Annotated in this window: 14 protein-coding genes; 12 read left to right on the top strand and 2 right to left on the bottom strand. The window is 61.4% G+C overall.

The window, feature by feature from the left end; genetic code table 11:
• Positions 1-328 precede the first annotated feature (328 nt).
• From MRX98_RS12855 to MRX98_RS12870, 4 genes are all read left to right on the top strand, one after another.
• On the top strand, positions 329-2611 hold the full coding sequence (locus MRX98_RS12855) for a molybdopterin-dependent oxidoreductase (RefSeq protein WP_246909174.1): 2283 nt from the start codon (positions 329-331) through the stop codon (positions 2609-2611).
• Positions 2611-3168, top strand: a complete 558-nt coding sequence (locus tag MRX98_RS12860; protein WP_246909176.1) for a 4Fe-4S dicluster domain-containing protein — start codon at positions 2611-2613, stop codon at positions 3166-3168. Before MRX98_RS12855 ends, MRX98_RS12860 begins: the two co-directional genes overlap by 1 nt.
• A 233-nt stretch (positions 3169-3401) precedes the next feature.
• A complete protein-coding gene (locus tag MRX98_RS12865) occupies positions 3402-5192 on the top strand; it encodes a sigma 54-interacting transcriptional regulator (RefSeq protein WP_246909178.1) in 1791 nt (596 codons plus the stop codon).
• 356 nt (positions 5193-5548) lie between these two features.
• Positions 5549-6523, top strand: coding sequence for an alpha/beta fold hydrolase (locus MRX98_RS12870; RefSeq protein ID WP_246909180.1), 975 nt, complete (start codon positions 5549-5551; stop codon positions 6521-6523).
• Positions 6524-6641: 118 nt separating this feature from the next.
• Here MRX98_RS12870 and MRX98_RS12875 read toward each other — a convergent pair whose 3' ends face one another.
• Entirely contained in the window at positions 6642-8756 is a 2115-nt protein-coding gene (locus MRX98_RS12875; protein ID WP_246909181.1) for a heavy metal translocating P-type ATPase, read from the bottom strand.
• Positions 8753-9172: an ArsR/SmtB family transcription factor gene (locus MRX98_RS12880; protein ID WP_246909189.1), complete on the bottom strand. Its 420-nt coding sequence runs from the start codon at positions 9170-9172 to the stop codon at positions 8753-8755. The genes MRX98_RS12875 and MRX98_RS12880 overlap by 4 nt, the downstream gene beginning before the upstream one ends.
• A 250-nt stretch (positions 9173-9422) precedes the next feature.
• Between MRX98_RS12880 and MRX98_RS12885 the strand changes: the two genes are divergently transcribed.
• From MRX98_RS12885 to MRX98_RS12920, 8 genes are all read left to right on the top strand, one after another.
• On the top strand, positions 9423-11417 hold the full coding sequence (locus tag MRX98_RS12885) for a hybrid sensor histidine kinase/response regulator (RefSeq protein WP_246909197.1): 1995 nt from the start codon (positions 9423-9425) through the stop codon (positions 11415-11417).
• 69 nt (positions 11418-11486) lie between these two features.
• Positions 11487-12128 (top strand): cobalamin B12-binding domain-containing protein, encoded by a 642-nt coding sequence (locus tag MRX98_RS12890; RefSeq protein ID WP_246909199.1) that lies wholly within the window; start codon positions 11487-11489, stop codon positions 12126-12128.
• Positions 12125-12784 (top strand): hypothetical protein, encoded by a 660-nt coding sequence (locus MRX98_RS12895; RefSeq protein WP_246909213.1) that lies wholly within the window; start codon positions 12125-12127, stop codon positions 12782-12784. Before MRX98_RS12890 ends, MRX98_RS12895 begins: the two co-directional genes overlap by 4 nt.
• A gap of 7 nt (positions 12785-12791) precedes the next feature.
• Positions 12792-15533, top strand: coding sequence for a sensor histidine kinase (locus MRX98_RS12900; RefSeq protein ID WP_246909215.1), 2742 nt, complete (start codon positions 12792-12794; stop codon positions 15531-15533).
• The gene (locus tag MRX98_RS12905) at positions 15511-15966 is read left to right on the top strand and encodes a response regulator (RefSeq protein WP_246909234.1); all 456 of its coding nucleotides are present in this window, start codon (positions 15511-15513) and stop codon (positions 15964-15966) included. Before MRX98_RS12900 ends, MRX98_RS12905 begins: the two co-directional genes overlap by 23 nt.
• A complete protein-coding gene (locus tag MRX98_RS12910; RefSeq protein WP_246909241.1) occupies positions 15963-18095 on the top strand; it encodes a response regulator in 2133 nt (710 codons plus the stop codon). The genes MRX98_RS12905 and MRX98_RS12910 overlap by 4 nt, the downstream gene beginning before the upstream one ends.
• Entirely contained in the window at positions 18092-19063 is a 972-nt protein-coding gene (locus tag MRX98_RS12915; RefSeq protein WP_246909243.1) for a response regulator, read from the top strand. The genes MRX98_RS12910 and MRX98_RS12915 overlap by 4 nt, the downstream gene beginning before the upstream one ends.
• Before the next feature lie 156 nt (positions 19064-19219).
• Entirely contained in the window at positions 19220-20488 is a 1269-nt protein-coding gene (locus tag MRX98_RS12920; RefSeq protein ID WP_246909256.1) for an EAL domain-containing protein, read from the top strand.
• The last annotated feature ends 15 nt before the right edge of the window (positions 20489-20503 follow it).

Here is a 20503-nt window from a genome sequence, read left to right on the forward strand (position 1 = left end):
ACCCGGCCACCCCGACCCACCCGCCGGCGGTCGTTCAACGCACCAATCCCGCCTGTTCACTAACCGCACCACGCAATGGTTATCAGAATTACAAACGGAGAAGCGCCTCATCAAGATTCAGCTTATCTACCTTTCGTATATTCTTATATTCTACCATTCAACTGTTCACGAGTGAAGCACACATCTATATGCCGATATTGTCGAACCGGGTTTGTGATTCTTGACGGATGCGGGGATGACGTGGGATAGAAGAGAGACTTGCAGGATGTTGCCTTGTCGTTGCAACGTCTTGTCGTTCATGAAAAATGCAAACCATCGAGGGGGAACCATGGCCCACCCGCCTTCCGTTTCGACGCCGCCGGACGACGGCGTGACCATTGTCAATACCGGTTGCTGCCACGACTGCGGCGGTCGTTGCGTGCTCAAGGCCCATGTGAAAGACGGGCGCATTCTGCGAATCGAATCGGACACCGGGGCCGAGCCCCAGATTCGTGCCTGTGCCCGGGGGCGGGCCTACCGCCAGCGGCAGTATTCCCCCGAGCGACTGCGTTATCCGCTGCGGCGGGTGGGCGAGCGGGGGCAGGGGCGGTTCGAGCGCATCGGCTGGGACGAAGCCCTGGATACGGTGGCCGACCAGCTCAAACGGGTCAAGGCGACCTACGGCAATTCGGCCATTCTTTTTCTGCCGGGGGCCGGCAACCAGGGGATGCTCCACGGGCCCACGGCACCGGGAATGATGCTGCAAGCCTTCGGCGGGTTCACCCGTTACTGGGGCATCCCTTCCTATGAGGGGGCTTTGTTCGCCTCCATGGCCACCTACGGCACCATCCGCACCGGCCACTCGCGGGACGATCTGCTCAATTCCAAATTGATCCTCATGTGGGGTTGGAATCCGGCCAACACCGTCTGGGATCCGGAAACCAGCCTGGCGGTGGCCAAGGCCAGGGAGAACGGAGCGCGCATCGTGGCGGTGGACCCGCGTTTCACCGATTCGGTGGCCACCTTCGCCCACCAGTGGATCCCCATTCGTCCCGGCACGGACGCGGCCATGCTCATCGCCATGGCCCACGTGATCATCAGCGAGGGTTTGTTGGACAAGGCCTTCATCGAAAAATACACCGTGGGTTTCGATGCCTACCGGGACTATGTGTTGGGCAACAGCGACGGCGTTGCCAAGACGCCGGGCTGGGCCGCGCCCATCACCAAGGTGCCGGCCGACACCATCGCCGACCTGGCACGGGCCTATGCCGCCTGCAAGCCGGGGGCCCTCATCGCCGGCTGGGGACCGGCGCGCACGGCCATCGGCGAGCAGTACAGCCGGACGGCCAACGTGTTGTGCGCCATGACCGGCAACATCGGCATTCCCGGCGGTTATCCGGCCGGCTTCATGCGGGCCTACTCCAGCCGCGAGACCGGCCACCTGATGAAAAAGGATCCCGCGCAGCAGGTGGACAAATCCAAGGGCATTCCGTCGGCCAACCCGGTGGAAAACGGCGCCTTGCCCCGCCCCGACAGCCTTTACAGGCTCAGCGGCGGCACAAACGCCACCAGCGCCCGCATTCACCAGAGCCGGATCTGGGATGCCGTGCTGCGCGGGCGCGCCGGTGGTTATCCGGCCGATCTGAAAATGGCCTACATCGTGGCCAGCAACTGCCTCAACCAGTACCCCAACGCCAATCGCGGGGCCGAAGCCCTGCGCGCCCTGGAGTTCGTGGTGGTGCACGAACAATTTTTGACCCCCACGGCCCGCTTCGCCGACATCGTGCTGCCGGTCAACACCTTCATGGAGCGCAGTGATATCGCGCCCCCCTGGTTGGGATCACCCTACTTTCTTTACCTGAACAAGGCGGTGGACACCCTGCCGGAAACCAAGTCGGACCTGGAAATCTGCCGCGAACTGGCGCCCCGTCTGGGGGTGCCGGCCGATTTCTACACCCTGTCGGACGAGGAAATTCTGCGTTTGTTCACTTCCCGGCGCAAGGATGTCACCGATTTCGAGTCATTGCGGCGCGACGGAGTGCTCAAGATCCGGCTGCCCGAGCCCATTGTCGCCTTCCGGGAGCAGATCGCCGATCCGGCCAATCACCCCTTTCCCACCCTGTCCGGCAAGATCGAGATCGCCTGCGACCATCTGGCGGAGATGAACAACCCGCGCGTGCCCGCCGTGCCCCAATACCTGGGCCACCCGGAGCATTTTGATGCACCACTGGCGCAACAATATCCGCTGCAGCTGCTCACCACCCACAGCAAGGTGCGCACCCACTCCACCCTGGAACGTGTCCCCTGGCTGCAGGCATTGGAAGATCACGGCCTCTGGATCCATCCGCGGGACGCCCGCGAGCGGGGGATCGAAAATGGCGATCCCATCGAAATCTTTAACGACCGCGGCCGGGTACGCACCACCGCGCGGGTCACCGAGCGCATCATGCCGGGCGTGGTCAACCTGTGCCAGGGGGCCTGGTACACGCCGGATGAAACCGGGGTGGACACGGGCGCCTGCGCCAACACCCTGACCCGCGATGAACCCTCTCCCGGCGGCGCCTTTCCCATGAACAGCGCGTTGGTGCAAGTGGTGCGCGCCGACGGATCCCAGCGCAAGGAGGTGAAGTGATGGCGCAGATGGGCTTCTACTTCGACCAGAGCCGCTGCACCGGGTGCTACACCTGCGTGGTGGCCTGCAAAGACTGGTACGACATTGCCGCTGCCGAGGTGAACCTGATGCGGGTGCACTGCATCGAAAAGGGCGTCTTTCCGGACCTGTCCGCCGCTTACCTGGCTGCCCCCTGCTACCACTGCGCCCAGCCGCCCTGCATCCCGGCTTGCCCCGAGGGGGCCATCAGCAAGCGCGAAACGGACGGCATCGTGGTGGTGGACCCTGATCGTTGTGTAGGACAGGACCAATGCCCACGCAAGTGCCGCAAGGCGTGTCCCTGGGATGCCCCTCAATTCGGACCGGAACCCGACGCCAAAATGCAGAAGTGCCAATTGTGCCTGGAACGGTTGGAAGCGGGTCGGCAAACCATCTGCGTCGAGGCCTGCCCCATGTTCGCCCTGGATGCCGGCCCGCTGGAAGATTTGCACCGGAAGTACGGCGACATCCGCGAAGCCGAAGGGTTTCGCCAACGGGAGCGGATCGAGCCGTCCGTTACCTTCAAGCCGAAAGAATGAGAAGCGCAAGACGTAGAAAAGGGGCGGCGCCACCACGACATCGGCGAACACCGCTTGGTTATAAGTACTGGTTCAACTATTTTATGGTGAAACAAGTCGGAAGAGAAAAGGGAAAAGCATTGCAGTAACGCCGAAAGCGCTACGCCTACCGAGGATACTATTTAACAGATCTCAGAGACATCTGCAAAACCAATTTCCGGGAAGATTTGCATGGATTGCAGGGAGGCATTTCAATGCCCGACAGTGAAAAAATGATTCGGGATAACGAACCGGCGATTACCGTTTCAGGGAGGCATGACAATTTCGAATCCGCTCTCAAGGAGGCACACCGTCAATATCGCCAACTCATCGACGATTTGCCGGATGGATATGCGGAATACGACCTGGAAGGAAATCTCACCGCCTTTAATCAGGCCACCATCGATACGATTAAAGAGTCCAGAGAGGATTTGCTGAACCTTCCATTTAAAACCTTCATGGATGAGCAAACCGCGGCCCGCGTCTATCAGGTGTATAATGAAGTGTATCGAACAGGCATCCCTAAAAAAGGCGAGGTCTTTGATATCATACGCAAGGATGGAACGATAATGACCCTCGAGTGTTCCATCTCCCTGAAACGGGTCAATGGCAAGATTGTCGGATTCCGGGGGATTTGGCATGACATCACAGAGCGGAAAAAAGCGGAAACCGACCTTGCCAATCATCGCAAACGATTGCAAGCCATATTCGGAAGTGTGAAAGAAGGGATCATCGCGGTCAATGCCCGGGGCCATGTCACGGATGCCAATAGCGCCATTGAAACGATCTGTGGCGTGCCCATCGAAACCATCCTCACCACCCCTCATGCCGACGCCCAGACCCCATGTTGCAGATCATGTCACGCCGTCCTGCAAGAGACGCTGGCTCAAAAAACAGAAATCAAAGAGCGCCAAATCGGATGCCGGCGTAATGATCGGCCCCAGCAGGTCGTAGTGTTGAACAGCTCTCCTTTGGTAGGCGACAGCGGAGAAAATATGGGGGCCGTGCTTGTGATCAGGGACATCACGGAACTGCTCGGTTTGGAAAAAGAGCTAAGGGGAAGATACAAGTTCCAAAACCTGATTGGCAAGAGCAAGAAGATGCAGGAAATCTATGACCTTTTGGAAACGCTGGCCAGTCTTGAAACCACCATTTTAGTCACTGGCCAAAGCGGCACGGGAAAGGAACTGGTCGCCGGTGCCCTTCACTATGCCGGCGAGCGGGCCAATAAGCCCTTTGTGAAAGTCAATTGCTCCGCCCTGACCGAGAGTCTTTTGGAGAGCGAACTTTTTGGTCACGTCCAAGGCGCCTTTACCGGAGCCACAAAAGACCGGCAGGGGCGTTTCCAGATGGCCGAAGGCGGTACCATTTTGTTGGATGAGATCGGTGACATTTCGCCAACCTTACAACTCAAACTATTGCGAGTGTTGCAGGAGAAAGAGTTTGAACGGGTTGGTGAGTCCGTCACCCGAAAGGTGGATGTAAGAATCATTACATGCACCAACAAGGACCTGAAAGAGAAGGTGCGGCTGGGTGAGTTTCGCGAAGACCTTTATTACCGGCTCAAGGTAATGGAGATTGCCTTGCCCCCGTTAAGCGACCGGATGGAGGACCTGCCTTTGCTGGTCTCCCATTTCTGTTCATTGTTTAACGCGCGCTACAAAAAAAGTATCGATGGTGTCTCCAACGAGGCGCTCAACAGGTTCGCCAACTATGACTGGCCCGGAAATGTAAGGGAGTTGGAACACGTTTTGGAACATGCCTATGTGCTTTGCAGTGGGTCGGTCATCACGATGGAGGTCCTCCCGGCAGAAATGAGGAGCCCCGTCCCTATGGCCCGGTCTGCCAACCGTGGGCCTTCCAAAAAAACGAAATATTCCACCGCTGAGATTTTGGACGCCCTGGAAAAAACCCATTGGAACAAGACCAAGGCGGCCCGGCTGTTAGGGCTCCATCGGCACACCATCCATCGGAAAGTGAAAGCGTTGCAGTTGATCAATCCATAACGCGTGGATACCATCTCTTCGCTGAAAACAACCGAAATGGTGAATTATGGCTGTTTTCAAGATCATCATCATTGGCACGCTTCACTGATCGCCAGTGGAACATGTGCCAGTGTGGAATGTTCCAGACTGGCACATGTACCATCTTGTGGGCTACCCATCTCAACAGTTCACCCTATTCGAGCACGCCCCACTGTTGCAAAAGCCGGAGGGCGCCAGGGCAAGGCGTCCAAGGGTGAAGCCGTATTTGTCCTACTGTGTTTTTCGAGGTTCCCTTAGGGCAATCCGGTACTGGTATGGCCATTGCTACTGTAAATTGCAGGCACTACCAAACCAATTATGAGGGAGAGGAATTGATCATGAAAAAGAGGTTCACATCAAAGCTGGCCATATCATTAATCATCCTGTTGGCAATGTTGGCGTTCTATGTTGTCGCATGCGTGCCGCCTGATGCTGGCACTGGCCCTGCAAGAGGGAATCTGAAACTGAAAACGATCACCGTGGATCGTGGCACCTTCAGCTACCGGGAAGGTGGGAGCAGAAACGGATATCCTGTGGTCATGATTCATGGGTGGCCTGAAAACTCCTATTGCTGGGATGCCGTGGCAGGAGATTTGAATCCATCACTGCGCATCATTGCCCCTGACTTGCGCGGGCTTGGCGACAGTGAGCGCACCCTGGACCAATCGCTGTATCAGAAGGTCGAATTGGCAAAGGACATTGTTGCAATTGTGGATGCTTTGGGAATTTCGGATTTCTATCTGGTAGGACACGACTGGGGTGGTGTTGTCGCTCAAGAGGTTGCCCTTGCGCTTCCCGAGCGGGTAAAGAAACTGGCCATCTTGAATATTCACATTATCGTTAATCTGGTGAACAATCTTGCGGCACGCGATATCATCTACGATGCAGGTGCGGTTCCTTTCTGGTATCAATATTTTCAGCAACAACCCCATCTGCCCGAAGCCATGATCCCGGGCAATGAAGATGTTTGGGTCTCCCACTTTTTCGGGGACCGTCCCGTGCCCCAAAAATCCATCAACGAATATATCCGCGCCTACAGCATTGCCGACACCCCGACAACCGCCGCTTCGTTATACCGTACCATGGCCCAGGACGGGCAACGCTGGTACGAGTTGTTTCTTGCCGGTACCACGTTCAATATGCCTTTGTTGTATGTCTATGGCAATCTGGACACTGTCGTAATTCCGGAATACCTTGTCGGCATCGAAGCCTTTTTTCCATCCGCTCAGATTGTCGAGATCGAATCCGCCCACTTTGTACAAGAGGAAAAACCCGCCGAGGTTGCACAAGCGTTGAACGCGTTTTTTCAATAGTCGCGTATATCCGTGAAGTGTCAGCTTGCAAAACGCCACCGCCTGTTAACAGGCGGTGGCGTTGAAACATCCTGAAACCGTCGCTTGTACTTTGATTTTATCGAACTCTATCCACACGCTACCCCCTGGAATGCAACGCCCGGGTCGCATTCACCACCGCCGCCAGGGCCACCCCTACATCGGCGAACACCGCCTCCCACATGGAGGCCACTCCCATGGCGCCCAGCACCACGAACACGCCCTTGACCGCCAGGGCCATGACGATGTTCTGCCAGACGATGGTGCGGGTGCGGCGGGCGATGCGTACCGCCGTAACCATTTTCATGGGGCTGCCGGTCATCAGCACCACATCGGCGGTTTCGATGGCCGCTTCGGAACCCATGGCGCCCATGGCCACGCCCACGTCGGAGCGGGCGATCACCGGCGCGTCGTTGATGCCGTCGCCCACGAAGGCCACCTTGCCGCCGTCGCCCGCGCGGGCCATGATCTGCTCCAGCACGGCCACCTTTTCATCGGGTAGCAGTCCGGCATGAAAAGCGTCCAACTGCAACTGGTCGGCCACCGCCGCCGCGGCGCACTCGTTGTCGCCGGTGAGCATGACCAGTTGCTCGACCCCCTCTTTGCGCAGGCCGGCCAGGGCCTCGGCCGCTTCCGGTTTAACGGCGTCGCCCATGCGCAGATGGCCGGCATATTCACCGTCGATCACCACATGGACGGCTGTGCCGTCCACTTCACAGACATCGTGGGGGATGCCTTGCTCGTGCAGCAAGGCGTCGTTGCCCACCAGCACGGTGCGCCCGTGGACCGTGGCCCGGATGCCCCGGCCCGGCAGGGCGGTGTGGCCACTGACCGCATCGCCGTCCAGGGTGATGTCTTCCCGGCGCAGGGCGGCCAGAATGGATTGGGCGATGGGGTGGGTGGCGTGCATTTCCGCCAAGGCGGCATGGGTCAGCAACGCCTTGGGGTGGCGGCCGTTGCGGGGCACCACCTCCAGCAGCTCGAAGCGTCCGTGGGTGAGGGTGCCGGTTTTGTCGAAGACGACGGTCTTCAGGTGGGCCAGGGCGTCCAGGTAGTTGGACCCTTTGACCAGAATGCCGTTTTTGGAAGCCCGGCCGATACCGCCGAAGTAACCCAGCGGAATGCTGATCACCAGGGCGCAGGGGCAGGAGATCACCAGCAGCACCAGGGCGCGGTAGATCCAGGTGCGAAACAGGGCATCGGGCAGGACCAGGGGCGGGATCACGGCCACGGCGGCGGCGGCCGCCACCACCGCCGGAGTGTACCAGCGCGCGAAGGTGGTGATGAACTTTTCCGTGGGGGCTTTGCGGGCTGCGGCCGAAGTCACCAGCTCCAGCACCTTGGCGATGGCCGATTGGCCGAAGGGGCGGGTGACCCGCAGCGTAAGGGCCGCGTGCAGGTTGATCATTCCCGCCATGACCGCATCCCCCGGCCGCGCGTGCAAGGGCACCGGCTCACCGGTGAGGGCCGATGTGTCCAAGCGGGAGTCGCCGCTGAGCACCTTGCCGTCCAGGGGCACCTTCTCGCCGGGGCGCACCACCAGGGTGTCCCCCACCCGCACCTGTTCCGGCGCCACCGCTTCCAGGCCCGTGGTCGTTTGGCGGAATGCCTTGTCCGGTCGGGAGGCCAGTAGGGCCCGGATGGAGCGCCGGGAGCGTGAGACCGCCAGGTTTTGCAGCAGTTCTCCGGTTTTGAAGAAGAGCATCACCGTCACCGCTTCGGCCACGGCATCGATGGCCAAAGCGCCGATGGTGGCGATCACCATCAGCACGTTCTCGTCGAAGAGATCGCCCCGGCGCAGGGTGCGCCAGGCACCGCGGAACACATTGGCCCCCGCCAGCAGGTAGGCGGCCAGGGCCGGGAGCAGGTGCAGACCGGGCACCCCCAGCGATTGCAACCGTGCGCCAAAGAGCCAATGGGCGCCGAAAAGCAGCAGGGCGATGCCCAGCATCACCAATTCCCGGTTGAGACGGAAAACTTCGGTTTCGGGCTCGGCGGCACCACTGCCCTCAGGTAGTTCCTTGAGGGTCGCTTCCGGTTCGAGGCGGGCGATGGCGGCGCGCACCTGCTCCAGGTCCTCGGCCTCCAGGTGCAGCCGTTGATTGGTGAAATCCAACGCCGCGTAATGCACTCCGGGCAATCGATTGAGCGCCTCCTCGATCTTCAATGCGCACATGGCGCAATCGATATTCTCGATGGCATAACTGTTTTTCAAAGGTCTGCTCCTTGCTCCGCCAAAGCTTCCCGCAGGTGATCGTGCCCGAACTGCAGCACCGTGCGGATGTGGTCGTCATCCAGGCTGTAGAAAACCACTTTGCCCTCCCGCCGGCCGCGGATGATGCGCATCTGGCGCAGGGTTTTCAACTGTTGGGAGATGGCCGGTTGTTTCATTTGCAACAACATGCTCAAGTCGCAGACACACATCTCCGCAATGCTCAAGGCCCACAATATGCCCACCCGCGTCTTGTCGGCGAACAGCTTGTAGAAATCGGCCAGCTCCGAGAGTGCCTCTTCGGGCGGCATCCGGTTCGCAACACGGCGTACCGTCATCGGGTGCAGGACGTTGCAGGACCCGCTCTCCAGGCTTTTCCGGCCGGTGCCTTTAACAGCATTTTCCTTTTTGGTGGTCATGGGTTGCAACCTCCGGGTGAATAAACATATTAACAATTGCGCATATGATAAATTGAAGTGGGTCGGTTGTCAAGGCCGAAAACGTGGGCGCATAGGCTTGAATTTATCCTTGTTGCATCCATCGCTGTGCGGGTACAATGGACAGAATTCAATGCCCGGCAATGGCGCGGGTTTGCTGTCGCGGCAGGTCCGCGGTGGTGGCGTTGCCGGCTCATGGTAATCGGGCGCACAGAGCGGAGTAGTGATCAATATGAACGACAGCGTGGAAGTACAACGCCTGGCAGCCGAGAACGCCGAACTGCGGCGACGGTTGGAGGTGCTGGTGGCCAATTTGAACGGCATGGCCTATCGGTGCGATAATGACGCTGCCTGGACCATGCGCTATGTGAGCGCGGGGGCGGAAGCGTTGACCGGCTATCCGCCGGAGGCGTTGATCGCCAACCGGGAGCTGACCTACGGCGACCTGATCCATCCCGATGACCGGCAGCGGGTTTGGGAAGAGATCCAGGCGGCATTGCAGGAACAAAAACCCTTTCATTTGACCTACCGCATTCACCACGCATCCGGCAAACTGCGATGGGTATGGGAGCAAGGCAGCGGGCTGTTCGAAGAAGACGGTTCGGTGAACATCGTCGAGGGGGTGATCAGCGGGATCGACGCGCTGAAACAAACCGAGGCGAAGTTACAGGAAAGCGAGCAGAAATACCGCTTGTTGGCGGACAACACCTTGGATGCCATCTGGACCATGGACATGGATCTGATCTTCACCTACATCAATCCCGCCTGCCGACGCATCACCGGCCATTTGCCGGAAGCGTTCGTCGGCACCTGCCTGTCCGACCATTGCGATGCGGAAAATTTCGCCAGGATGGCCCAAGCCGTCGCGCGGGGAATCGAGGAGGGCCCGCAAGGTCACGGTGTCATTTTCGAGGCCGAAATGCTGCGCAAGAACGGCGAACCCTTTCCGGTGGAAATCCACGGCAAGGTGATCTTCGACGCGTCCGGCCGTCCTGTGGGTCTCCAGGGCATTACCCGCGATATCTCCGACCGCCTAAAAGCGCAAAGAGAGCACCGCAAATTGCAGGAGCAGCTCTATCAGGCCCAGAAGATGGAGTCCGTGGGCCGTCTGGCCGGCGGCGTGGCCCACGATTTCAACAACCTGCTGTCCGTGGTGCTGGGCTACGGCGAGATGTTGCTGGAGGATATCGGCACCGATCATCCCCACTATGAAGCCTTGCGGGCCATCGAGCACGCCGCTTCGCGGGCCAAGACCCTGACCCGGCAATTGCTGGCTTTCAGCCGCAAGCAGGTTCTGGATATGAAAACCGTGGACCTCAATGGCGTGCTGACCGGGTTCCAGAAGCTGCTGCGCCGCATCATCGGCGAGGACATCGCCCTGGACATGGTGTTGAGCGACGAACCGCTCCAGGTGCGGGCCGACACCGCGCAGTTGGAGCAGGTGCTGCTCAACCTGGCCGTCAACGCCCGGGACGCCATGCCCGATGGGGGTACAGTGACCATCGAGACCATCACAGTGGACTTGGATCGGGAATACGCCGAAAGCAAACCGGGGGTGCGTCCCGGCCGCTACGCCATGATCGCCTTCAGCGATACCGGGCCGGGCATGGACCGGGCCACCCTCGACCGTTTGTTTGAACCTTTTTTCACCACCAAGCCCAAGGATCAGGGCACCGGGCTGGGGCTGGCCACGTCCTACGGTATCGTCAAACAACATGACGGCAATATCTGGGTCTACAGCGAACCGGGCCATGGGACCACCTTCAAGATCTATCTGCCTTTGCACGCGGGTCGGCAAGCGGTTGCCCGGACCCCGGCCGAACCGCGGCCGGCGCCCGGAGCATCCGGGTCGGCAAGGATACTGGTAGTGGAGGACGACCCCGTTGTGCGCCGCCTGGCCTGCACCATGCTGATGCGCGGCGGGTTCGAGGTGATCGAGTCCCAAACCGCCGTCAACGCCGTGCAGCTCGCCCAAACCATGGAACAGCCCATCGATCTGGTGCTGACCGACGTGGTCATGCCGGTGATGAAAGGCACGGAAGTTTACGACCAGGTGCGCCACCACCATCCCGAGGCTCGCGTGCTGTACATTTCGGGCTACACCGACAGCATCATCGCCAAGCGGGGGGTCTTGGAAAAAGGGGTCGCTTTTTTGCAGAAGCCGTTCAGCATGGACACCTTGTTGGCCAAGATCAGGGAGGTGCTGAACCATGAACCGCCACCGTAGACTCAAGCCGCGGGTCAAAGCGGCCGATACATCGGGATAATGAAAAAAACCCAAGGAGCCATCGCACCGATGATCACCCAATCCCTCTATGAACGATACCTGGATCTCTTGTTGCAAGGGGATCGCGCCGGCTGCGGCCGGATCGTGCAGGCGTTGCTCGACCGGCAGATCGCCATCCGCGAGCTTTATACCGATCTGTTTCAGAAGAGTCTCTACGCCGTGGGCGAACTGTGGGAGAACAACCGTATTTCGGTGGCGCGGGAGCACCTGGCCACCGCCATCACCGAAGGCCTGCTGCACCTGGTCTATCCTCGCCTCTTCGGCGGAGAGCGGCGCTTGCGCAAGGCCGTCGTATCCTGCGCCGCCAACGAGTGGCACCAGGTGGGCGGCAAGATGGCGGCCGACATCTTCGAACTCAACGGTTGGGACGGTTACTTTCTGGGGGCCAACACACCGGTGGCCGATCTGGTGGCCTTGATCGACGAAATCCGGCCGGACCTGGTGGGTCTCTCCTTGAGCATCGCCGCCAACATGCCGTCCCTGGAGGCGGGTATCGATGCCGTGCGTGCCGATTTTCCCCGGCTGGATCTGCTGGTGGGCGGCCAGGCCTTTCGCATCACCGGCAGCGGCATGCTCAAACGGTTCGCCCAAGTGGCATATGTGCCGACCCTGGAAGCGCTGGAGATCACCATCGGGAGGCTTGACCCATGATCGACGACGGGGACTTTCCGCGGATGATAAGCCGCTACTGCGAGACGCGGGCACCCCTGATCGTGCTGGTGATGGCGCCGAACGGCACCATCGTCCGGGCCAATGCCTTTGCCCGCAGCCGCCTGGGGGAGGATGCGGTGGGCCGATCGTTCAGCGACCATTTGCTCGATTTCGCCGGCACCTTCGAGCTTTCCGCAGTCGTGGATGATCCCTCCATCGAACATCTTTTCAGCTTCGACCGACCCGGTGCAGCGCCCCGATCCTATCTTTTCACTTTTCAGCGCGTTGGTGAAAATCTTTTGGCCCTGGGCCGCCTGGACCCCGATGAACTGGAAACGGCCGGGGAACAGATTCATTTGCTCAACCAGGAGCTGAGCAATATGAGCCGACAACTGCACCAGCGCAATGCCCGGCTCGATCAACTCAACCGGGAGTTGCAGGCGGCCCTGATGCAGGTCAAGACCCTGCGCGGCCTGTTGCCCATCTGCTCCCATTGCAAGCAAATCCGGGATGACAAGGGATATTGGCAGCAGTTGGAAACATACTTGCAAAAACATTCGGACATTACCTTCAGCCACGGCATTTGCCGAACCTGCGCCGAGAAGTATTATCCGGATTACGACCTCTATGACGACGCGGACGACAGCCGGGAGTGATTCCGCAATGGGCGAGGCGACCACATCGGCGGGCACCGAGTTCCAGCGCTGGGCAGCCGCCGGCGCCCTGACGGCCGCCGCATTGGGCGTTGTCGCCTTGGCGGGCTGGTTGGCGGGGCAGCCGCGCCTGGCGGCCTTGGGCGAAGATCTGATACCCATGGCGCCGAGTACCGCGGTTTTCTTTCTGCTTTACGGTGGTGTTCTTTTCGCCCGCTCACGGTATCCGGAACAGGCCCGCCTGCGCGTTGTCGCCTTGCTCGTTTTCACTGGCGGCACCTTGGCGGCAATGGTTTTGGGTTTGCTGGCCTCGACCCGCACCTACTTGGCCGTCGAACGCCTGGGCCTCCCGATGGAGGGCACCGTGGCCGGCGCGCCGGTGGGCCACATGTCCCCCCTGACCGCCGGCTGTTTTCTGCTGGTGGGGGTGGTCTACTTCTTGTCCCGGGAGAAGCGCCAGGATCGTCCTCTCCTGAAAATGACGGCCTGGTGCCTGACGCTTTTGCTGGGACTGGTCAGCGGGGTTTTGCTGCTCGCCTATCTCTACGGCGCCCCACTGCTTTATCACAGCGGTTTCATTCCGCCGGCCGCCACCACCAGCTCCGCTTTCCTGGGGGTGACCATCGCATTGTCGGGTCGCGCGGCCCCTGCGTCCTGGCGCATCGTCCGCCTGAGCGCAACCTTTGCCCACACCCTCCATCTGCTCATCGGCGGCGTGATTGTTCTGGGAATGGTGATCGTTGTCGCCGGCTATCTCTATTTTCGCCAACATGCCGAGGCGCACCGCGCGGAAACGATCAATCATCTCACGGCGGTGGCCGAACTCAAGGCGGCCGAGTTGGCCCGCTGGCGTTCCGAGCGCCTGGGGGACGGATCGATTTTCTTCCACAATTCCGATTTCGCATCCCTCATGCGCCGTGCCCTGGACTCGGTTCCAGGTGCCGATCAGCAGGTGCTGTTTTGGCTGGACAGGGTGCGCACCGCCTACCATTACGACCGGGTCTTTTTTTTGGATTACGGTGAGCGAATTCGGTTTGCCGCTCCCGACGATCCCGAACCTCCCGGCCGCTACCTCCTTGATCGGTTCCAAACCCTGTTGGCCGCGGAGGGTCCGGTTTTGCTGGACCTGCATCAGCGCTATCCCGGCGGACCGGCGAACATGGCGGTGGCGGTGCCGGTGGCCGATCCCGATGAGGGACGCACACCCCTGGGGCTCATGGTCCTGCGCATCGACCCGGAAACCTATCTCTATCCCTTCCTGCAACAGTGGCCCATTTTCAGCAGGAGCGCCGAAACCCTGCTGGTGCGCCGGGAAAAGCAAGGCATCGTTTTTTTGAATCCCTTGCGGTTTCAGGATGCGCCTCCCTTGACCCTGAAGATCGATTTGGGCGGTGACATGGCCCGGCCGGCGGTTCTGGCCGCCGAAGGCCACCGAGGGGTTGTCCAGGGGCCGGACTATCGCGGCGTGCCGGTTGTCGCTGCAGTGGGCCAAGTGCCCGACGCCCCCTGGTTTCTGGTGGCGCGCATGGATCGGGCGGAGATCGAGGCCCCCTTGCGCGAATTGTTGTGGGTGTTGATCGTACTCGTGACGGCCCTGGTGTTGGTTTGCGGGGCCGGCGCCGGTCTGATCTGGCGGCGGCAGCGCACCCGCCATCTTCAGGAGCAATTGGATACGGCGCAACGCTTACGACAACTTTCCCTGCGCCAGGAGGCCATTCTCGCCGCCGTTCCCGATATCGTTCTGGAGACTGATCGCGACCGGGTGTGCACCTGGGTCAATGCACCCGGCCTCGCCTTCTTCGGGCAAGATATCGTGGGTGCCCGCGTGGATCTGCAGCATGCCGTTGCCGTCGGCCCGGAGGAAGTTTCCGACAATCACCGTGACGAAGTGGTGAGCGCCGAAGGGTGGCATCGGCGCCGGGATGGCGAGAAGCGGTTGCTGGCCTGGCGATCGCGCATGCTGGTCGACGACTCGGGGCGGCTCGGCGGCACGATTTCCAGCGCTCGCGACATCAGCGACCAGCGGCAGGTCGAGGAGCAGTTGCAGCAGAAGAACGACGAGCTGATGCGCTTCACCTACACCGTGTCCCATGACCTCAAAAGTCCTTTGGTCACCATCCGCACCTTTCTGGGCTATCTGGAAAGCGACATGCAGGCCGGCGACGCGGCGGCGGTGGCCGACGACCTCGCGTACATCCGGTCGGCCGCCGACAAAATGGCCCGCCTGCTGGACGAATTGCTGGCCCTGTCGCGGGTGGGCCGCATGGTCAATACATTTGAATCAGTGGCGCTTCGCAAGGTGGTCCAGGAGGCACTTTCCCTGACGGCCGGTCGCATCAAGGAGCGCGGCGTGCGGGTGACGGTGACCACCGATCCCGTTCTGCTTTACGGGGATCGCAGCCGTTTGGTGGAGCTGTTCCAGAACCTGGTAGACAACGCCGTCAAGTTCATGGGCGACCAATCCCGGCCGCACATCGAGATCGGGACGTTCCGTGACGGTGATGAAACCGTGTTGTATGTTAGGGACAACGGCGGCGGCATCGACCCGCGCCACCATGACAAGCTGTTCGGACTGTTCGAGAAGCTGGATCCCGACAGCGAGGGAACGGGCATCGGCCTGGCCCTGGTCAAACGGATCGTGGAGGTGCACCAGGGCCGTATCTGGGCCGAATCGGAGGGTAAGGGCCGGGGGGCGGCCTTCTATTTTACGTTGAACACGGAGGGAAGCGGTGACCCGAGGCAAGGCGGTTAAGATTCTGTTGGTGGAGGACGATGCGGCCCATGCCGAGATCGTGCGGCGCAATCTGCGCCAACATCGGGTGGCCAATCGCATCGATCATGTGGCCGACGGCCAGGCGGCCTTGGATTATCTGTTCGGCGCGGACGGTCAGACGGGTTGTATCGACGGATCGCCGCCCGACTTGATTTTGCTGGATCTGCGCTTGCCCAAGGTGGACGGCTTGGAGGTGTTGAATCGGATTAAAGCCGATCCGCGCGCCCGGCAGATCCCCACGGTGGTGCTCACCACCTCGGCGGCCGAATCGGACCTGGTGAGTGCCTACAGCAACGGTGCTTGCAGTTATCTGGTCAAACCCCTCGATTTCGAGAGTTTCGGCAGCCTGATGAAAACCTTCGGCTACTACTGGTTGGCTTGGAACGCTTTTCCGGATGGAGACGCTTCATGAGCATGGCATCGCCCGAAATGGGCCTGCCCGGCCGAACCGACCGGGCCGGATACATCCTGCTGGCCGAGGACGACCCGGCCCACGCCGCGGCCATCCGGCGGGCGCTGGTCGGCGCCGATCCCGACGTCGATGTGGCGGTCGCCGGCACCCTGGCCGATTTCCGTCGGCGGGTCGCCGCCGATCCGCCCCGACTGGCCATAGTCGATCTCAACCTGCCCGACGGCCGGGCCCTGGACATATTGACCGCACCACCGGAAGAGGGGGCGTTTCCGGTGTTGATCATGACCAGTTACGGCACAGAACAGATGGCGGTGGCCGCTTTGAAGGCCGGGGCCCTGGACTACATGGTCAAGACCCCCGAGGCCTTTGCCGATATGCCGCGCACGGTGGCGCGGGTGCTGCGCGAATGGGATTTGCGCCGGGAGCGCAAGGCCGCTGATATCCGCATACGGCACCTGAACGATGTGCTGCACACCTTGCGCGGCGTCGGGCAACTGATTTTGCAGGAGCACCATTCCGAACGGCTGATCCAACAGGCTTGCGAATTGATGGTGACGGGGCGCAGCTACGGCGGCGCCCTGATTGTGCTGATCGATGTCGATGGGCGGCCCGGGTTCATTGCCAAGGCGGGTTTCGATGCGGCCGGCGAGTTCCAGGCACAGGAGTTGGCGGCCGGACGATGGCCGGACCGATTTCGGCAGGTCCGCGATCAGGGAGATGTCCTGGTGGCGTTGATTCCCCAATCGGAGCGGACCCGGTGCACCATTGCCGGTGCCGTGCCTTGCACCCATCGGATGTATGTGCCGCTGGCGCACCAGGGGGACGTCCACGGCTTTCTGGCCGTGACAGCGGCCCATGCCGTCGCCGACGACCCGGAAGAACGCAGCCTTTTCGCCCAGATGGCCGGGGACCTGGGTTATGCCCTGCACAACCTCGGGGCCCGCGATACCATCGCGGCGGGCGAGGCGGCCCGCAAAGCCCTCGAAGCTCAGCTCCAGCAGGCCCAGAAAATGGAGGCCGTGGGGCGGGTGGTGGGCGGCGTGGCCCACGACTTCAACAATCTGCTGTCCATTATCCTGGGGTACACCGAAGTGGTGGTCGATGAGCTGACCGAGGAGCACCCTCACCGCGAGCCGCTGGAGGAGATCCGGGACGCGGCGGTGCGTGCCCGCAACCTGACCCGCCAGTTGCTGGCCTTCAGCCGCAAGCAAGTGCTGGAGATGGATGTGGTGGATCTGAATGACCTGGTGCGCGGTTTCGAGAAATTGTTGCGGCGGGTGATCGGCGAGGACATCGCACTGCTTTTGCACCTGTCCGAGACCCCCGTGATGGTCGAGGCCGATGCCTCCCAACTGGAGCAGGTGCTGATGAACCTGGCGGTCAACGCCCGGGACGCCATGCCCGACGGCGGCCGTCTGACCATCGAAACAGGACGGCAACGGTTGACGGAGCGCCATTCCGTGCTCAAGCCGGGGCTGCCCCCCGGCGAATACGCGCTCTTGCGGGTCGGCGACACCGGCAGCGGCATGGACCGCGAAACCCTGGAACGGCTGTTCGAGCCCTTTTTCACCACCAAGAGCCGGGACAAGGGCACCGGCCTGGGATTGGCCACCTGCTACGGTATCATCAAACAGCACGGCGGGCATATTCGGGTGTCCAGCGAACCCGGCAGGGGGGCCACCTTCACCGCACTGCTGCCCCTTGCCGGCAACGGTGCCCAACCGATCGCCACCGAGGCGAAGCAGGGAGCGCCGGCCGGGGGATCGGCCACCATCCTGGTGGTCGAGGACGATCCCAAAGTGCGCCAAATGGCCTGCACCCTGTTGGCCGAGCGGGGCGGCTACACGGTGCTGACGGCCGAAGATGCGGCCCGGGCCCTGGCCCTGGCCGCAAGCCATCCCCATCCCATCGACCTGCTGCTCACCGATGTGATCATGCCGGACCTGAAAGGCCCCGAGGTGTTCGAGGCCGTGCGCGCCCATCATCCCCGGATACGGGTGCTTTTCATGTCCGGTTACCCCGATGAGGTGATCACCCGCCAGGGGGTGCTGCAAGAAGGTGTGCGGTTCATCGCCAAACCCTTCGCCGTGGCCGATCTGTTGCACAAGGTGCAACAGGTGTTGCAATGAAAACGCCGGCCGGGAACGCCGTCCGCCGCCCTGACGGTCCGATCCACATCGGAGGCGCACGCATCCTGCTGGTGGACGACGATCCGGCCATCTGCCGTCTGGTCACCCGCATGCTGGCCGCCGCCGGTCATCACTGCAAAAGCGCCGCCGACGCCCGCGCCGCCGAAGCCTTGATGGCGCAAACCGCGTTTGATTTGATCCTTTGCGACATCACTTTGCCCGGCGACTCCGGACTTGACCTGCTGGATCGGATCAAGGCCGACGATCCGGACATGGCCATCGTCATGCTCACCGGTTTGGACAGCCTGCAAACCGCGCAACTGGCCTTCACCCTGGGCGCCGACGGCTACCTGCTCAAACCCTTCGACAAGAACGAGCTGCTGATCCAGGTGGCCGGGGCCCTCCAGCGGCGCGCCTTGACCACCGAGAACCGCCTCTACCGCGAGCAGTTGGAATCCCTTGTGGCGCAGCGCACCGCTCAACTGCAGGCGGCCAACGCCCGCTTGACCGAGAACGAGGCGGCCCTCAAGGCCAAAGCGGTGGAGCTGCAGGACATCAACACCGCCCTGGAAGTGCTGCTCAAGCGCAGCGAGGCGGTGAAAATCGAATTGGAGCAACATCTTTCGGCCAACACCCGCAAGGTGGTGCAGCCCTACCTGCGTAAGATCGCCGCCCTGGGGCTGACCCGTCAACAGCAGGCCTACATGGATTTGGTGCAGGATGCCCTGTCCCGCATGGTCTCGCCCCTGATCCGGCACTTGGATGGTCTGCAAGTTCCCCTGACGCCGGCCGAAATGGAAGTGGCCCACCTGATCCGCCAGGGACGCCGCACCAAGGAGATCGCCGAGCTGCTCCACCTTTCGGTCAACACCATCGTCACCCACCGCTATCGCATCCGCAAAAAATTGGGATTGCTCCGTAAAAAGACCAATCTCCACGTCGCCCTGCAAGGACTGGAAAAACAGTGATAAAATATCACTGATTATTCACTCTTTTATCAGCTATCGAAATCTACCCCCACCGCCGATGACGTCATTGGAAACCCGGACGCCGCCGGCGGCACACTGCATTTTGCCCGGCGAAGGCAGAACCCCGAATTCGAACCACCGCGACCCAGAGGCCCTATGCAGCAAAATATCGCCCAAGAGACCTTGATCACCACCGAAGCCCTGTACCAAGCCTTGGCGCAGGATGATTTCACGCTCCATTTTCAACCCAAGGTGGACCTGCGCACCGGCCGCATCGGCGGTGTCGAGGCGCTGATCCGCTGGCAGCATCCCCAACTGGGGTTCCTGGCGCCGGGGGTTTTCCTGCCGGTGGCCGAGCAGGCCGGCCTGATGCCGGAGATCGACCAGTGGGTGCTGCGGGCGGTGTGCGACCGGATTCGCCAGTGGCAGTCCGACGGCGTGCCCACGGTACCCGTGGCCGTCAATATCGGATCCGAGTATTTCGAGCAGGAGCGTTTCGTGCGCACCCTGGGCACCTTGTTGCAGCACAAGGACATTCCACCCCATCTGTTGGAGCTGGAGCTGACCGAAAGCACCCTGATGCAGGATCCCGAAGCCGCCGAGGCGATCTTCTTCAAGTTGCGCACCCTGGGGGTCAAGGTGGCCATGGACGATTTCGGTACCGGGTACTCGGGGTTGGCCTACCTGCGGCGGCTGCCCTTCGACACCCTCAAGATCGACCGCAGCTACGTGCAGAACGTGTCGGTCAGCCCGGCCAACGCCTCCATCGTTTCGGCCATCATCTCCCTGGCCCACACCCTGGGGTTGCAGGTGGTGGGGGAGGGGGCCGAAACATGGGATCAGGTGGCCTTCCTGGCCCGCTGCGGCTGCGACACCATCCAGGGGTTTCACTACAGTCGGCCCCGGCCGCCCGAGGAAATCGAAGCCATGTTGCGCGGGCGCAAACGCTTCGACGTGCCGCTATCCGGCAGCTGCACCGAGGAGCCGATCATCCTGGTGCTGGACGACGAAGTCAGCATCGTCAAAGCGCTGCAGCGGGTGCTCCAGTCCGGGGGCTTTCGGGTGGTGGGGGTCAACTCGGCCCACGAGGCCCTCAGCCTGATGGCCGCCGAACCGGCCCACGTGGTGATTTCCGATCACCGCATGCCGGAGATGCTGGGGGTCGATTTCCTGGATCGGATCAAAGGGCTCTATCCGGCGACCGTGCGGGTGCTGCTCTCCGGACAGGCGGATATGACCACGCTGTCCGATGCCATCAACCGGCGCTGTGTGGACCGTTTCATCCCCAAACCCTGGGATCGCAAGCAACTTCTGGACGAAGTGCGCCAGGCGGTGCAGACGGCGGTGGCCAAACGGTGCGCCGCCGAGGAGGCCGCCGAGGGGAGCGGTGCGACGGGTTGGGCCTTGCACACGGGACGGGTGTGATGCAGCAACAGGAAG

Source organism: Desulfatitalea alkaliphila (assembly GCF_022968795.1).
In the GTDB taxonomy this organism is placed as follows: Bacteria; Desulfobacterota; Desulfobacteria; order Desulfobacterales; family Desulfosarcinaceae; genus Desulfatitalea; species Desulfatitalea alkaliphila.

What these genes read in the sequence shown, in the direction of transcription:
- MRX98_RS12920 (WP_246909256.1), top strand. Translation starts at nt 19,220, where the DNA reads ATGCAGCAAAATATCGCCCAAGAGACCTTGATCACCACCGAAGCCCTG.
- MRX98_RS12915 (WP_246909243.1), top strand. Translation starts at nt 18,092, where the DNA reads ATGAAAACGCCGGCCGGGAACGCCGTCCGCCGCCCTGACGGTCCGATC.
- MRX98_RS12855 (WP_246909174.1), top strand. Translation starts at nt 329, where the DNA reads ATGGCCCACCCGCCTTCCGTTTCGACGCCGCCGGACGACGGCGTGACC.
- MRX98_RS12870 (WP_246909180.1), top strand. Translation starts at nt 5,549, where the DNA reads ATGAAAAAGAGGTTCACATCAAAGCTGGCCATATCATTAATCATCCTG.
- MRX98_RS12880 (WP_246909189.1), bottom strand. Translation starts at nt 9,172, where the DNA reads ATGACCACCAAAAAGGAAAATGCTGTTAAAGGCACCGGCCGGAAAAGC.
- MRX98_RS12910 (WP_246909241.1), top strand. Translation starts at nt 15,963, where the DNA reads ATGAGCATGGCATCGCCCGAAATGGGCCTGCCCGGCCGAACCGACCGG.
- MRX98_RS12865 (WP_246909178.1), top strand. Translation starts at nt 3,402, where the DNA reads ATGCCCGACAGTGAAAAAATGATTCGGGATAACGAACCGGCGATTACC.
- MRX98_RS12885 (WP_246909197.1), top strand. Translation starts at nt 9,423, where the DNA reads ATGAACGACAGCGTGGAAGTACAACGCCTGGCAGCCGAGAACGCCGAA.
- MRX98_RS12895 (WP_246909213.1), top strand. Translation starts at nt 12,125, where the DNA reads ATGATCGACGACGGGGACTTTCCGCGGATGATAAGCCGCTACTGCGAG.
- MRX98_RS12860 (WP_246909176.1), top strand. Translation starts at nt 2,611, where the DNA reads ATGGCGCAGATGGGCTTCTACTTCGACCAGAGCCGCTGCACCGGGTGC.
- MRX98_RS12900 (WP_246909215.1), top strand. Translation starts at nt 12,792, where the DNA reads ATGGGCGAGGCGACCACATCGGCGGGCACCGAGTTCCAGCGCTGGGCA.
- MRX98_RS12890 (WP_246909199.1), top strand. Translation starts at nt 11,487, where the DNA reads ATGATCACCCAATCCCTCTATGAACGATACCTGGATCTCTTGTTGCAA.